At 59.5% G+C, this 14,959-nt stretch carries 10 protein-coding genes and 1 pseudogene; 4 read left to right on the top strand and 7 right to left on the bottom strand.

The window, feature by feature from the left end; translation table 11 throughout:
* Window positions 1-60: 60 nt before the first annotated feature.
* The 4 genes from EV641_RS22365 to rfbA form a co-directional block, all read right to left on the bottom strand.
* Window positions 61-1,194: a glycosyltransferase gene (locus tag EV641_RS22365; RefSeq protein WP_132474665.1), complete on the bottom strand. Its 1,134-nt coding sequence runs from the start codon at window positions 1,192-1,194 to the stop codon at window positions 61-63.
* Between the two features lie 55 nt (window positions 1,195-1,249).
* The gene (locus EV641_RS22360) at window positions 1,250-2,515 is read right to left on the bottom strand and encodes a nucleotide sugar dehydrogenase (RefSeq protein WP_241997404.1); all 1,266 of its coding nucleotides are present in this window, start codon (window positions 2,513-2,515) and stop codon (window positions 1,250-1,252) included.
* A gap of 897 nt (window positions 2,516-3,412) precedes the next feature.
* Window positions 3,413-3,991, bottom strand: coding sequence for a dTDP-4-dehydrorhamnose 3,5-epimerase (gene rfbC / locus EV641_RS22355; protein WP_132474661.1), 579 nt, complete (start codon window positions 3,989-3,991; stop codon window positions 3,413-3,415).
* A 5-nt stretch (window positions 3,992-3,996) separates the two neighbouring features.
* Complete coding sequence (gene rfbA / locus EV641_RS22350) at window positions 3,997-4,872, bottom strand: glucose-1-phosphate thymidylyltransferase RfbA (protein ID WP_132474659.1); 876 nt, start codon at window positions 4,870-4,872, stop codon at window positions 3,997-3,999.
* A gap of 66 nt (window positions 4,873-4,938) precedes the next feature.
* On the opposite strand from rfbA, the gene rfbB reads away from it, so the two are divergent.
* Window positions 4,939-5,946, top strand: coding sequence for a dTDP-glucose 4,6-dehydratase (gene rfbB, locus EV641_RS22345; RefSeq protein WP_132474657.1), 1,008 nt, complete (start codon window positions 4,939-4,941; stop codon window positions 5,944-5,946).
* Between the two features lie 554 nt (window positions 5,947-6,500).
* Window positions 6,501-7,571, top strand: a pseudogene (locus EV641_RS22340) (IS1380 family transposase); the annotation flags it as partial.
* 170 nt (window positions 7,572-7,741) lie between these two features.
* On the opposite strand, the gene EV641_RS22335 reads toward EV641_RS22340, so the two are convergent.
* Window positions 7,742-8,881, bottom strand: a complete 1,140-nt coding sequence (locus EV641_RS22335) for an acyltransferase (RefSeq protein WP_132474655.1) — start codon at window positions 8,879-8,881, stop codon at window positions 7,742-7,744.
* Window positions 8,882-8,950: 69 nt separating this feature from the next.
* On the bottom strand, window positions 8,951-10,519 hold the full coding sequence (locus EV641_RS22330) for a sugar transferase (RefSeq protein WP_132474653.1): 1,569 nt from the start codon (window positions 10,517-10,519) through the stop codon (window positions 8,951-8,953).
* Window positions 10,520-11,019: 500 nt separating this feature from the next.
* Between EV641_RS22330 and EV641_RS22325 the strand changes: the two genes are divergently transcribed.
* Together EV641_RS22325 and EV641_RS22320 are read left to right on the top strand one after the other, a co-directional pair.
* Window positions 11,020-11,940, top strand: a complete 921-nt coding sequence (locus EV641_RS22325; RefSeq protein WP_277874519.1) for a UTP--glucose-1-phosphate uridylyltransferase — start codon at window positions 11,020-11,022, stop codon at window positions 11,938-11,940.
* Window positions 11,941-12,229: 289 nt separating this feature from the next.
* The gene (locus EV641_RS22320) at window positions 12,230-13,198 is read left to right on the top strand and encodes a helix-turn-helix domain-containing protein (protein WP_132474649.1); all 969 of its coding nucleotides are present in this window, start codon (window positions 12,230-12,232) and stop codon (window positions 13,196-13,198) included.
* Between the two features lie 80 nt (window positions 13,199-13,278).
* Here EV641_RS22320 and EV641_RS22315 read toward each other — a convergent pair whose 3' ends face one another.
* Window positions 13,279-14,490, bottom strand: coding sequence for a hypothetical protein (locus EV641_RS22315; RefSeq protein ID WP_132474647.1), 1,212 nt, complete (start codon window positions 14,488-14,490; stop codon window positions 13,279-13,281).
* Window positions 14,491-14,959: the final 469 nt, after the last annotated feature.

Below are 14,959 nucleotides of genomic sequence, written 5' to 3'. Positions count from 1 at the left end.
TGCCCAATGAGGAGCGGTTTGAAAAGCTTGTTACTGACACTCGCCAGTTTCGCCCGACTCTTACTCGTCATTTTCTACGGCACCGGATTTCAACATTTGCACGATGACACCGGTCTTATACTCCCATGTCAGCTCACGCGGTAACGGCGAAAGATCTCGAGCCACACGCCCTTCCTTGCCAACAAGACTACTGATGATGGCGCTATGCTCTGCCGCTGACGCAACATGCACTCCGTCCATTGGACGTTCACGAGTACCGATGATTGGCGTGGTGACTACTTGGAGCCCGGCTGCCCGATACTCGTATATTTTGATGGCGTCACCACCCACTTGACCCTTCTCAACGCCATGCGGCACCCATCCAATGTCAAATCTGCTCAGCAACTCTGGGATCTCAGGATAGCGAACGTCTCCGAGCATATCGATGTTGGGGATTCTCGACAATTCGCGACCTACGCGAGTCCCCAACACGGGCCCAGCGAATACGAATTTGACATTAGGTAGACTCTCGCAGACGTCCCGGATCATGTCCACATCGAGTCGCTCACCAATTTTGCCAATATATCCGACCGTAGTATCTCCACTCGCCTGAGATATTGTGGAGAACTTCTCCGGGTCGCAACCGTTTGGCAGCAACACGGCGTCGGTGCGTCCGAATCGATTCGCGAGCGCTATTGTGCCTTCCGAGTTTGCCGTCACAGACGTAGCCAAACCCAAAATTATCCGGTAGGCCTCATTCACTCGATCTCTAATTGAAACGAAATCGTGATGCACGGACCAATCATCGAGTAGGTCTAAGTGCAAGGGAGTCGTCGAGTTCTCCCAGTAATTGCGCAGGCTCGGGGAGAGCGCAGTCATAGGATTCCACACGATGGACGGCCCATCGTGTTGTGGGGACTTATAAAAGCGTGCAGAAGTGACCCACCAATTTTTCGGGTCGCGTGGATTCGGTGGCCACAGCACGTCTGGGGTGAGGTCGCGAGTGTTGGCGAGTGGTTTGTCTGTCGTTCCACGTAACTTCCACCTTCTATAGCCCACGGGCTCAGCACGTGAATATACATCCACATTCTCACACCCGTTGGCGCCCTCGCTTGCCAACCATTCCATGATGTGGCCATCGCGAGTACGGAAACCAGTGAGAAGTGATTTGTAGTATCCATGCATGGGGTAGATGTTTATTACGCTCTGTTTCACCTCGAACCGCCTTCCTTGATAGCGATCATCCTGATTCCTATCGAGATGATTGGGGTTACAGGTATTCGGTGAATTTCGATTTCACTGCTCGGCGCGTATCAAGGACCGGAATGCTTGATTTCTCGAAATTGATTGATTCAAACTCACGGTGGTAGGTGACGACTACAGCTGCATCGAAGTTATCTACGTTGATCTCATTCACGGAAACTTCAGTCGCCTCGGATGGCCACTGCCGTCTCTCGACATATGGATCAACTGCGGAGACATCCGCACCGAAGTCTCTGAGCAGGTCGATGATGCGGATCGAGGGAGCCTCGCGGATATCGCCAGTATTCTCCTTGTAGGCCACACCTACGATCAAGATCTTCGATCCGCTGATGGCCTTTCCAACCCGGTTTAGCATTGCCATCAGACGCTGGACTACATAATCGGGCATATGATCATTGATGTCATTTGCGAGTTCTACAAACCGGAAGCTCTTGCCAAGCTTCCTTCTGACCTGCCACGACAGGTAACTCGGGTCGACAGGGAGACAATGGCCACCTACTCCAGGACCTGGCGTGAACTTCATGAATCCGAAAGGCTTGGTATTAGCAGCTTCAATAGCTTCCCACGCGTCAACCCCAAGTTGATTCGCAAACACCGCGATCTCGTTGACCAGCGCAATATTTACGTGACGAAAGGTATTCTCGATGAGCTTTGCGAGTTCCGCTTCTTTCGGCGAGCTAACGGGAACTACGGTGAGAACAAGGTCTCCGTAGAACTCTCTTACCTTGGCGAGCGCTTTGTCCCCAACCCCCGAAACCACCTTGGGGGTCTCCATCAAACCCCATTTATTGTTTCCGGGGTCGATGCGTTCCGGAGAGTATCCAACATAAAAATCGCTTCCTGCCGCCATTCCGCTATTCTGTTCGAGTAGTGGAACCAACAACTCTTCAGTGGTGCCCGGGTAGGTCGTCGATTCTAGAATCACGAGGGAGCCCTGTTTCATCATGGAAGCGATCGATATCGCTGCCGATTCGATGAAGGACAGGTCAGGCAGACTCTCTCTGAGAGGCGTGGGAACGGTTAGAACTGCAACGTCAAACTCCGCGGCGGCATCATATGAAGACGAAGCTTTGTAACGTCCACCCTTCAATGCGGACTGAAGCTCTTCATCAGAGATATCACTGACATACGAATGGCCACTCTCAAGCGAAGTCACCTTAATTTCGTCCAGATCGATCCCGACGACGTCGTAGCCAACTTCCTGCGCCCTCATTGCGACCGGCAGTCCAACGTAGCCTTGGCCAACAACAACAACCTTGCCTTTTCCTGGCACCGCGACTCCTTCTGTAGCAGGCCAGCATCTTTCGCGCCGGCGTGGTTTTCTGGTTTTCGTGTCTAGCGCGCTTGACTCGATATGAAGCGATAGTTTGCGGTCTTCAGATGCATACATCGCCTGAAAGACCGAACCTCTTCGCGGAACGGTTGAGTGCCAAACCCGAGGCCGAGATCTACGTCATCGGAACTCAGCAAGAGTCGCGGCCTCCACCCGGCACCCCTACTCGTGGGCTCCGCAATTCTCTATACCGGTTGAAGCTGTGTAGTCGTAGAGTGTCCACCCGACGCGTCCCAATCGGTTCATACGGCGTCAACCAAACCCCAGTGGGCGGGCGCAGCGCGTCCCTCGGCACGGCTGCCCTAACGAATCTGAATGGGTCGCATCGGCCTTAAGGCCCGGACTCCCTCTATCATTGACAGCGCCATCCATCCGCTGACTGCCTCCCCAGTGAACGCAGATTAGAGGCGCGCACCTCCGACTCCGCACAACCACGACGCGCGAGGCAGACCTGCCGCCACCCTCCCAAGTGACGCACGCCAGCGTTCGCGAGCCTTCTTACCCTGCAATGCTGAAGCACCGGGCCGCTCTGCGCATCTCGAATGGGTCATTCAGGTTTCATCGAGAGCCTTGCACACTCGCCCGCGCGCACCCCCGCTCCCCAATGGGCCACTACGAAATGCCAGGTCAACTCGGACATTACGCCCGTGAGGTAAGTTACTATCGGGTACTTTTTGATGCAGACCCGGATCTTTAGTGGTTAATATCACAGTGATTGAGCGTGCATAGCGTTTGCACTGTTGCCGCGCTATAGCCGACCCCACCTAACGAACCACAAGACAGGGTACGAATTATCCTGTGTGTCTGAATTATTGGCCGGCCTTCCGATACCGAGATCTAGGCCGGTAGTCGACATCCAAGCTTCGCTTCGTGCAGGCTAGGTGCAGCCCGGTCCTTAGCCGACAGCTCGTACTCGAGCGGGCTGCCATCAGGCCCGACCGTCGGCCACTCGATCCCGATCTCCGGATCCAGCGGGTGAACCTCGTGCTCACGCTCCGGGTCGTAGCCCGTCGAGCACAGATACACCACCGTCGAATTGTCTTCCAACGCCAGGAATCCGTGCCCCAACCCCTCGGACAGGAAGATCGCACGACGAGCCACGGTGTCGAGCAACACCGAATCCCACTGCCCGAACGTCGGCGACCCCACCCGCAGATCGACGACGACATCCAGCACCGACCCCGACACGCAGGTCACGTACTTCGCCTGCCCCGGCGGGACATCTGCATAGTGGATTCCGCGCAGCACTCCCGCCGCCGACACCGAGCAATTGGCCTGGGCGAGGTCGAGTTCCCGGCCCGTCGCCTCCGTGAACGTGGCCTGCTTGAACCACTCGAGGAATACACCTCGGTCGTCACCGAACTGCTTCGGCGTGATCTCCCACGCTCCCGCGATCTTCAACTCTCGATAATCCATATCGCTTAGAGATCCCTTCCCTGATCAAGCATGTCCAGCAGATATGTGCCGTAGCCCGACTTCACCAACGGATGCGCCAGAGCGGCCAACTCGTCGTCGGTGATGAATCCGCGGCGCCATGCAACTTCCTCGGGCACACCGATCTTCAGGCCTTGGCGTTGCTCGATGGTGCGCACGAAATTCGACGCGTCGAGTAGCGAATCGAACGTGCCGGTATCGAGCCATGCGGTACCGCGCGGCAGTACCTCGACCTGGAGTCTTCCTGCCTCGAGGTACGCGCGATTGACGTCGGTGATCTCGTATTCCCCACGCGCGGACGGTTTCAGCGACCGTGCAATGTCGATGACGTCGTTGTCGTAGAAGTACAGGCCCGGCACCGCATAATGCGACTTCGGGTCGACGGGCTTCTCCTCCAACGACAATGCACGTCCCGCGGAATCGAACTCGACCACCCCGTATGCCGACGGGTCCGAGACCCGGTAGGCGAAGACCGCACCACCTTCAAGTTGATCGAATCGATTCAGTTGAGAACCGATCCGAGGTCCGTAGAAGATGTTGTCGCCCAGCACCAGCGCAGCTGATTCGGTTCCCACGTGATCGGCGCCCAGCACGAATGCCTGCGCCAGCCCGTCGGGCTTCTCCTGGACTGTGTAGGTGAGATTGATACCGAGCTGCGATCCGTCGCCGAGCAAACGTCGAAACTGGTCTGCATCATGAGGTGTGGTGATCAGAAGGATGTCCCGAATGCCCGCGAGCATCAGTGTCGAGAGCGGGTAGTAGATCATCGGCTTGTCGTAGACAGGTACAAGTTGCTTACTGGGGCCAAGAGTGATCGGATGAAGCCGCGACCCCGTGCCCCCAGCGAGAATGATTCCACGCATGGGGCATAGTCTTTCATCATCAGTCGCTACTGGCGAGTTCAGACGCGATCTTGGAGGTTTCTTGTCATGCGAGTACTCGTCACTGGCGGTGCCGGATTCATCGGCGCGAACTTCGTCCACCAGACCGTCGCCGAACGCCCCGACGTGGCCGTCACCGTCCTCGACAAGCTCACCTACGCCGGCAACCTCGATTCCCTGGACCCGGTGAAGGACAAGATCACCTTCGTCCACGGCGACGTCGCCGACACCGCCCTCGTCGACCGGCTCGTCGCCGACACCGACCTCGTGGTGCACTTCGCCGCCGAGTCCCACAACGACAACTCCCTGCACGACCCGTCGCCGTTCGTGCAGACCAACCTCATCGGCACGTTCGCGCTGCTCGAAGCCGTCCGTAAATACGACGTGCGGTACCACCACATCTCCACCGACGAGGTGTACGGCGACCTCGCGCTCGACGATCCGGCGAAGTTCACCGAGGCCACCGCCTACAACCCGTCGAGCCCGTACTCGTCCACCAAAGCGGGCTCCGACCTGCTCGTCCGTGCCTGGGTCCGTTCGTTCGGAGTCCGCGCCACGATCTCGAACTGCTCGAACAACTACGGTCCGTACCAGCACGTGGAGAAGTTCATTCCCCGCCAGATCACGAACGTCCTGCTCGGGGTCCGGCCCAAGCTGTACGGCAGCGGCACCAATGTGCGCGACTGGATCCACGTCGACGACCACAACCGTGCGGTGTGGACGATCATCGACAAGGGCACGATCGGCGAGACCTATCTCATAGGCGCCGACGGTGAAACGGACAACCGGACGGTCGTCGAGACCGTTCTCGAGCTGTGCGGCAAGGATCCGAGCGACTTCGATTTCGTCACCGACCGGCCGGGTCATGACCTGCGCTACGCGATCGACGCGACCCGGCTGAGGACGGAACTCGGCTGGCAGCCCGTCTACCAGGATTTCCGCTCCGGCCTGCAGGCGACCATCGACTGGTACCGCGCGAACGAGGCGTGGTGGCGGCCGCACAAGGACGCGACCGAAGTCGCCTACAGCCGAACCGAGCAGCTCATCCAACCCTAAAAAGCCCTCTCGGCGCTTCTGATTGGCGTCATCGATGGGCAGCCGCTGGAACGTCGCTCTGTCGTGCCAATGCGTGAAGGTTCAATCTCCACGTCACATCCGATACCAGGGCGCCGTTGTTGTTGATGAACAAACTCATGACCTGGGAATTCGAGGTGCCGAGAGAACCGGTGGAGGACATGAGGACTGGGATCGATCATGGTGTGGCTTACGCATCCCGATCGTCCACGAGGAGTCAGCCCTGCCCGCCGGGACAGTGCCTCCGATCGGCCCCTGTCTTGACCAGCTGATCCGATGAGGTGGGGACGTAGCCAGAGCGACACACAGATGCTGGATCTGCTCACCGCGCTCGAAAGGGTGCCCGATCCGCGCGCCAAGGCGCGGTCGCCATTCCGATTACCGTCACTGATCGCGGTGGCGCTGTGTGCGTTTCCAGCGGAGTCCACCCGTAGCACACCATCGCCGACTAGGCTGCAGGAGTTCCCCCGAAAATACTGCAGCGGTGCAGGGTCCGATTCCAAATTTCAGGCGAGGCCACGATCCGGCAGTGATCGGCCGCATCGACGGCCACGCCCTTGGCCTGGTGCTCGACCGGCACCGACCGCCCAAACCAACACCGTCACATCACGCCATCGACGAACGCAAGCCGCTGGTCATCGACATCGATGCCACCCTCGTCACCGCCCACTCCGACAAGGCATCTGCTGCCCCGAACTTCAAACGCGGCTACGGGTTTCATCCCCTCTGTGCATTCGTCGACCACGGTGAGCACGGCACCGGAGAACCTGCTGCGATGCTGCTGCGCCCGGAGAACGCCGGCTCGAACACCGCCGCCGACCACATCACCGTCGTGCAGGACGCCCTGACGCAGTTACCGTTCGACTCGGGATATCGGGTCGGGAAGAAGGTACTGGTCCGCATCGACGGCGCCGGCGGCACCCACCACCTGATCGAGTACCTGACCAAACGCAGACTCTCCTACTCCGTCGGATTCGGATTGACCGGCGCCCACGCCGAAGCAATCGATCTGGTCCCCGAGCAGGCATGGACCCCCGCCTACGACTCGGACGGGCAGGTCCGCGCTGGCGCCTGGGCCACCGAGATCACCAGCTGCTCGACCTATCGACGTGGCCGAACGGGATGCGCGTGATCGTGAGGACAGAGGGGCCTCATCCGGGTGCACAATTGCGGTTCACCGACCGCGACGGGCTGCGGTTGACCGCGTTCGTGACCAACACCCGCCGCGGCCAACGCCCCGATCTCGAGTTGCGGCACCGCCGTCGAGCTCGGTGTGAGGACCGAATACGGACAGCGAAAGTGACTGGGTTACAGAATCTTCTGTTGCACGGGTTCGATCAGAACCGGATCCGGCTCGCACTCGTGCAACTGGCGTGCGAGCTGACCGCGTGGATGCAGATGCTCGCCTTCACCGAGGTCTCGGCGCGGCGTGGGAACCGAAACGGTTGCGGTTTCGGTTGTGGTTTCGGTTGCAGTTACTGTCAATCGCCGGCAAGATCGCCCGGCATGCCCGCCGTGTTCGTCTGCGGCTGGCCGCGACGGCTCCTGGTGTCGATGTTCTCGTGGCCGGTCTGAACCGGCTTGCAGCATTGCCTGAACCTTCGTGACCTGCACGTATCTTCTTCATCGAGACGAAAGGACACTCAGTTCGAGGCCGTGGACCTCGACGTGATCCGACTGTGTCGGGTAGTCGATCGTGGGCACACACCGGATCTGCGGTCTCCACATCCAATCCGAACGGCTCAGGCCGGCACGCCAGGCTCAAGAAAGATCGCAGCTAGGGGGAGTCTGAAACTCTGATATCTCCCAGTCGGGCACGACGGTAATCCTTCTCAGAAGGAGCACCCTCATCCGTCATTCGTCGCGGCGACCGCCCGACTGGCCCGACAATGTACTTCCCAAATGGCAACCGCTGAATTATCTGTACGCTAACGGCAGAGAAGCTTACCCCCACCAAGAACAGAATCATTGCGAAAATCCATGCAGGAAGGTGCTCTGCTACCGGACGCAGGGTCTTTTCAGCAACAGCGATCCAGAAGAAGTGCATCAGGTAGATACCGAAAGAGTACTTGGAGAGCCAAGCTACCAGAGTCGGAACTGTTTTAGCTCGCCCTGCAAGGCCGAACACTATAACAAATACAAGCGGTACCAGCAGTAACATTTCGGGTCGTTTAGAACTGTGGACATCGTTGAGTCCGAGTTCGTAGGCCCCCACGAGCGCCGCGCCAACGATCAAGGCTGTCGTGGCCACGAGCACCGTATACTTCCTAGCCATATCTTGAGTCGAGCGCACCGCGGCACCTAAGTGGTACGCCACCGCGAAGTATAGAAGCCACCCAGGGAACGGGATCCACGACGATCTTACGTACAGCCGCATATTTTCTTCATCACTAGGCATTGGGCCGAAGTTAAAGAAACTTACCCACACAACACTAATAAGGGCACTGGCAGCCAGCAGCGCAACTGCGCTGTAGCGGTTCGCCAACCGTCTGTACATAGGAAACAAGGCCACAAATTGAATTACGATCAGGATGAAGTATCCATGGAAATCCGCGAAGAAGAGATTCTTCGCCAACTCCCAGCTAGCTTCAACCAGATTAAGTTCGTATATATACCAGTCCAAGAAGGTATAGAAGAAACCGAACACCACAAAGGGCGGCAACAAAACTTCCAAGCGCTTGCGGAGTAAACCTCTGGGCGCTCCACTACTCGAATACGAGACCGCCAAAACAAACGCGGATATCATGACAAATATCGGCGTTCCAGTTTTCAAGAGCAACGCGATATCATAGCCCAGACCACCTTCAGTCGATGCCCTGATATTGAGGACCGCTTCGATCGAGTGCAGGGCGACAACCATGAGACACGCGATCGCTCGGACTGAATAGATTTCCAGCACTTCTACACGTTTGAGCACGCTCCGCCCCCAGCTTTACATCGCAACAAAAGTTCAAGCTATTCAACGATGGAAACATCAGATCTACGATCAGTACGCGCCGTCACTCGCAACGACGGCCTTGACGGTCTTCCCGATGATCAGTACATCGGAAATCATTGACCAATTCTCCACATACGACAGATCGAGCCGCACCGATTCGTCCCACGACAGATCCGAACGACCACTGACCTGCCAAAGCCCGGTCACGCCGGGACGCACCAACAGGCGACGCTTGACGCGACCGTCGTAGTTTTCCACCTCACGACGCAAAGGCGGGCGCGGACCGACGACACTCATCTCACCGCGTAGCACATTGATGAACTGCGGCAGCTCGTCGATACTGTACCGGCGTAGCACCTTGCCCACCCTGGTCACACGCGGATCATCACGCATCTTGAACAGCACGCCCGCGCCCTCGTTCTGCACCAGCAACGATTCGACCATCGCGTCAGCCTTCGTGACCATCGACCGGAACTTGATCATCCCGAACGGCTCACCGTCGAGACCGATCCGCTCAGCTTTGTAGAACACCGGGCCCTTGTTGTCGAGCTTGATCAGGACTGCAACCACCGCGAACACCGGAGCCAGCGCGACTAACGCCAACGCCGAGAACACCAGATCGAACACACGTTTACCGCTGCGCTTCGCCCCGTGATAGCTCGGCTTCTCCACGTGGATCAACGGCAGACCCGCGACCGGCCGCATCTCCAGGCGCGGCCCCGCGACATCGACTACACCGGTCGCGACGACGAGATCCGCGTCGAGCGGATCGAGCTGCCACACCAGATCCTTGATGCCCTCAGGCCCGAGGGTCTCAGTGGCGGCAACTGCGACAGTATCTGCGCCTGATGCACTTAGCGACTTGATGATTGAATGTTCATCACCGAGTATTGGTACGGGTCGACCGTCGACATCGATCTCGTCTCCAACTGATCCCGAATATGCCGGAACACAGACGCCCACAACGCGATAGCCGTCAGTGAACTTGCGCTCAAACGTACTACTCAAGTGCCGCACGGCGCGTGCGCCGCCGACGACCAGAACGGACGTCGTATACTCGCCTCTGCGACGCTTCTGAGCGACCACCTTGCGCCATACCCAGCGACTGAGCAGCAACCCCAACAAGCCGACGGGCAAGGCAATCGCCAGATATCCACGCGCAAGTTCCACCTGGAACACGAGCGCCAGTATCGCAATGAAGCCGAACAGTCGAAGCGTGCTCGATACAACGCGTTGATACTCGTCGTAGCCAGCACCAATAACCCGACGCGACCGAGTACGGAATAACCGCAGGTTCACCATCCAGGCAACAGCTAAACCTGCGGAAATCAGTGTGTAGTTGAGCGTGCTGACCGGGTCCATCGTCAACAGATTCTCATGTCCGAATCGGACGATGTGCGCCAATAACACTGCCAGGACCACTATTACTGTGTCTGTCCAGAACAGATGACGCCCGTACGACGTCTGCCATGCCCATCTCGTGCCACTGGCGTCTGACCGCCCCACGACGCCCTTCGCCTCAAAACTGACGACACCGTCTTCGGTAGCCGGGTTTCGCTTCTCCCCGACGGCAGTCACCGCGCACCAACCCTCATCGTTGTCTCCTCCCCGAGACATGCTCTTCTCTTAAAGGCAGATCGGCCCGCCCTCGTAACCCTCCCCGGTCACATAGCACGCGCTGAACGCCCGCCGCGACGGCACTTCCCGATGCCACCCGGCGCAAGTATTCCGCACAGACCTACGCAGAACATCTACGAACGAGACTGTAACGTTACTTACCATCCTCAGCAGCCTGAACGTGTGTCCAGCTCAAGTGGGCGCGTAAACCCCTCCGCCGCAGCATCTTCGTGGTACCCCGCGATACAGCATCTATGCCTCGGGCCCCTGCTTCATGAAATACCCCTGGCCGCCCACGCTTTTCGCTTCCCACTCCAGGTCGCGCGGCTCGACATTTGACCATAGACTCCATTCGTCGCCGCCGACCACAATCGAGCGCACGGGAATAAACATCCAGACAATGAGATACAAATCACATTTTCTACGAATTGAACTCCGAGGATCAAGCATTCGACATCGGACAACGTTCGCAAACTCGACTGGGGAGGCGAGGTTCCACATTGGAGGGAAAAGCAAGGACGCATACTGCATTCCGCACCGCGGTAGTACCGGCGGCAGGGATGGGAACACGCTTCCTTCCGGCCACCAAGACCGTACCGAAGGAACTCTTGCCGGTAGTCGACACTCCGGGCATCGAGTTGGCCGCTGGGGAGGCGGCCGATTCAGGTGCTTCGCGTCTGCTCATCGTCACCACCGCGGGTAAGGACGGAGTTGTCTCGCACTTCATCAAGGACCTCGCCCTTGAGAGCCACCTCGCGGCCAAGGGCAAGCACACGTTGCTTGAGAAAGTCCGTAAGTCATCGAGCCTGATCGATGTGGAGGCCGTGATTCAGAATCGCCCGTTGGGCCTCGGCCACGCGGTCGGCTGCGCTGAGCAGTCGCTCGGCGATGACGAAGACGCCATCGCTGTGCTCCTTCCTGACGACCTCGTCCAGCCCTCGGGAATTCTGCAAACAATGTCGCAGGTTCGTGCCGAACACGGCGGAACGGTGCTGTGCGCGGTCGACGTCCCGAAGTCGCAGGTGAGCTCCTACGGTGTCTTTCATGTCGAAGAGGTCCCGGGCGTCTCTCAACCAGATGTGATGAAGGTTCTTGGCATGGTAGAGAAGCCTCAACTTGCCGATGCACCATCCACACTCGCCGCTGCCGGCCGATATATCCTCGACCGCCAGATTTTCGATGCGCTTCGTCGCATTGAACCCGGAGCCGGCGGCGAATTGCAGCTGACAGACGCAATCGCCCTTCTGATCAAGCAGGGCCACCCCGTTCACGTGGTGGTTCATCGCGGAACGCGACACGACCTCGGTAACCCTGGCGGCTACCTGCGCGCCGCCGTCGACACCGCGTTGAACGGTGATGAGTACGGACCGGCGCTTCGCAAGTGGCTTATCAAGCGTCTCGAACTGGGAGATAACGCGTAACAGCTAACAGACGCCAAGTTATCGAAACGGTGGCCGACCAACGATGATCGGCCACCGTCATACGGTATTGCTAATTCACCAACATCAGCACGACCTGGGCGAGACCATCGCGTCGCACAAATCGTTGACGCCCGCCAACTCCGGTGCCAAGATGATCAACCACACGCGACGAACGCGTGTGCGAACAACTGAAAACAGATGGCCCGCCGCGACTGGCATCGCGACGGGCCGGATGTCCGACTGAAACGGTGTCGAACGTGCCTCAGCATACCTATGTGCAGGTGACATCGTGAGTATCGAAGCGATCACCTGGACTCTCGAACACGCAGCCATCCCCTCCCCCACACCGCCCGGCATGCCGTCGGCGCCGGCACTGACGTTGGTGCTCTTGGGTTTGGCCAATCACGCTTCCCGGAACGGCGATGACGCCTACCCGTCGGTGCGGACCCTGGCCCGCTACGCCCGGATGAGCGAACGCCAAGTGCAGCGCTGCCTCAGCACACTCGTCGAACTCGAACTCATCACCCGCGGCGATCAGGAACGGGTCGCGGCAACGATCTCGCGCGAGGATCGTCGTCCCATCTGCTACAACCTCTGCATGCCGCGGGGCGACGCCCCGTCGCCCCGGCCGAAGTCACGGGGTGACATGCGAGTACCCGACGGGGTGACAGCAGAGCACGAACGGGGTGACGCTCATGTCACCCGAACCGTCCTTGAACCAAGAGATAAACCTGCCGCACCGTCGCGTACGGAGCCTCCCGCAAGAACGGCGCCCGCAGCGCAGCAGCAGCATCCTCACATCGACGACCTGGCCACGGCGTGCCGCCGGGCCGGTCTCACCGCACGGTTCGACACCCTCACCGCCGAGAAAGCCACGCTGATCGCCCACGCGGTCGACGTCCACGGCATCGACGCACTCGTGCGGGCCGCGCTCGAACGGCATCGTCCGAACGACCCTGCCCGCTCGGCAGCGGCCTGGATCTCGATCTGGCAGGAGCTCAGACCACCACAGCCGAAGCTTCCACCCACCTGCGGTCAGTGCGACGAGTACGGGTGGCTGCCCGACGACGATCTCGGCAGAGCGGTCCGCTGCTCGTGTCGGCGAAAGACACGTGCGCCATCCGCCAAACCCACCTACGCCAGAACGTCGAATGCTTCACGAGAACCGCGGCTGCCGTATGCATTTTGCACTCCGTCGACCGCATCTCCGGGTAGTGGTCATGCGCGGCCAGCCGCCCGTGTATCCAGTCGTCGTTGACCTCGGACCGTCTGCGATATCACCCGCACATCGAGATCGTTCCGTCTTCGCTTCGGCTCATCACCGTTGCTGGAGTGCCATTACTCGACCTCGACCTCGGGCTCCGGGCTCGGGCTGTCCGGCGAGGCGGGCGTGGCATCCGAGGTGCTCGACGTGGTGGACGGATCGTCGGTCGTCGACTCCTGTGGAACCACGGCAGGGCCGGGCGGGGTTGGGGTCGGAGCGGGTGCAGCTTCGGACGGCGGTGCGGCGGGAACCGTGAAGATCCAGCCTGCAGTGCCTTCCGGTCGCAGCATCACGGCGGAAGCAACTGGAGAGGAGCTGAATGTGATCCACCCGGCGTAGCTCGAAGCCGGTTCGAGCACCTGAGGTAGAGCGGCGCGTGTGGGATCGCACCCTCCTGTCGCAGGTCCGATGGCCGCAGTGCTGCCGTCGGAGAGAACCGCCCGGAAATCATTGGATGTGAGCGTGTTCCATCGTGGCTCGTCGGTCTGCGATGAAGTGCGAATGCTCATCTGCACAGCGATTCCACACCCGGGATCGTTGCGCACTGCCGTGACCGTCGCGGTACCGAGTTCGGTGCCGTCGGTGGCAACGAGCGTGAATGGTTGCCCGACTCCGACGTAGGTGGGCTCGGTCGGCCCAGGCGCCGGCGCTGGAGCCGGGGCGGTGTCGTTCGGCGACGCAGGGGTGGTCGTGGCTGTCGGTGAAGCTGCCGGTGGATCAGGTGTCGGTGAATCGGTAGGTGTGGTTTGTTCCGGGGACTCCTCGGCGGCGGTGGCATCCGTGGTCGTGTCCGCGGCCGCTTCACTGGCCGGTGATGTCGGCGTAGTGGTGGTCGGCGAGGTCTGCGTGCCCTGCGCGGAGGTGGACGGTTCCTGTCCGCCCACTTGGTCGGCGATGTCTTCCTCGGGCGCTACGGATTCCTCCGCGAGAACGTCGAGCACCGTCTGGGTTTCATCAGCACAGGGCGTAGCGACAGGCGCTGGATCTTCCGCAGATTGCTCCGGACGCTGGGCAAGATCGGTTTCGGATACGGGACCGGCCGCTTCCTCCTCACCTGAAGGTGGGGTCTCGTCGTCGGCGGGCAGCATCTGGTCAGGTGAGTCCGCACTATCTGCGCGGGCCTCATCCGGAGCAGCCTCGATGCACGTCTCGATGTTCGGATCGTTCTCGGGTTCGGTGAGACGAGCAGCGAGCGTGTCTGCCTGCAGCGCCACTCCTGCCGTCTGCAGACCCGGTGGAGGTGGGGTGTCGATACCGATTCCACATTCGGCGTGGGCGACAAGCATGTTCAATTTCCATGGCAGAAGCACATTGATAATGCCAGGTGTGAAGACTTCGAGCCACAACTGAGACGTCGCTCGATTCTCCGTGCTGACCTGAACGGATTTCACGGTAGCGGTGTAGCTGGCCAACGCAAATGATGTGGTGACAGACTCCTGCGAGTTCGGTGCAGGAATGGAGAATGGAGAACCTAGAAGGGTGAACGACCCACCGGTCACACTCCCAGTGCCGTTCTGACCAGGGCGGCACCCGGCCGTGGCCACGATCGGTTGCGGGCTGTTATAGGAAAAGAAGGACAGTACCTCCACCGGCAACCCCAAAACGCTGTCGAGCAACGCAACGGAGATCTCTTTGGCCTGCGATGTCGCATAAACCGGCACCCAGGGTCACGTCAAAGTCGTCTTTCCGCTGGTGAGAACCAGTTCTATCGCATCCTGAATGCAGAGTTGATACCGTCGGCAGGCCGCAGCGATA

The sequence above is a fragment of the Rhodococcus sp. SMB37 genome, assembly GCF_004345605.1.
Taxonomy (GTDB): domain Bacteria; phylum Actinomycetota; class Actinomycetes; order Mycobacteriales; family Mycobacteriaceae; genus Rhodococcus.
This window is presented reverse-complemented; position numbering and strand designations above follow the sequence as displayed.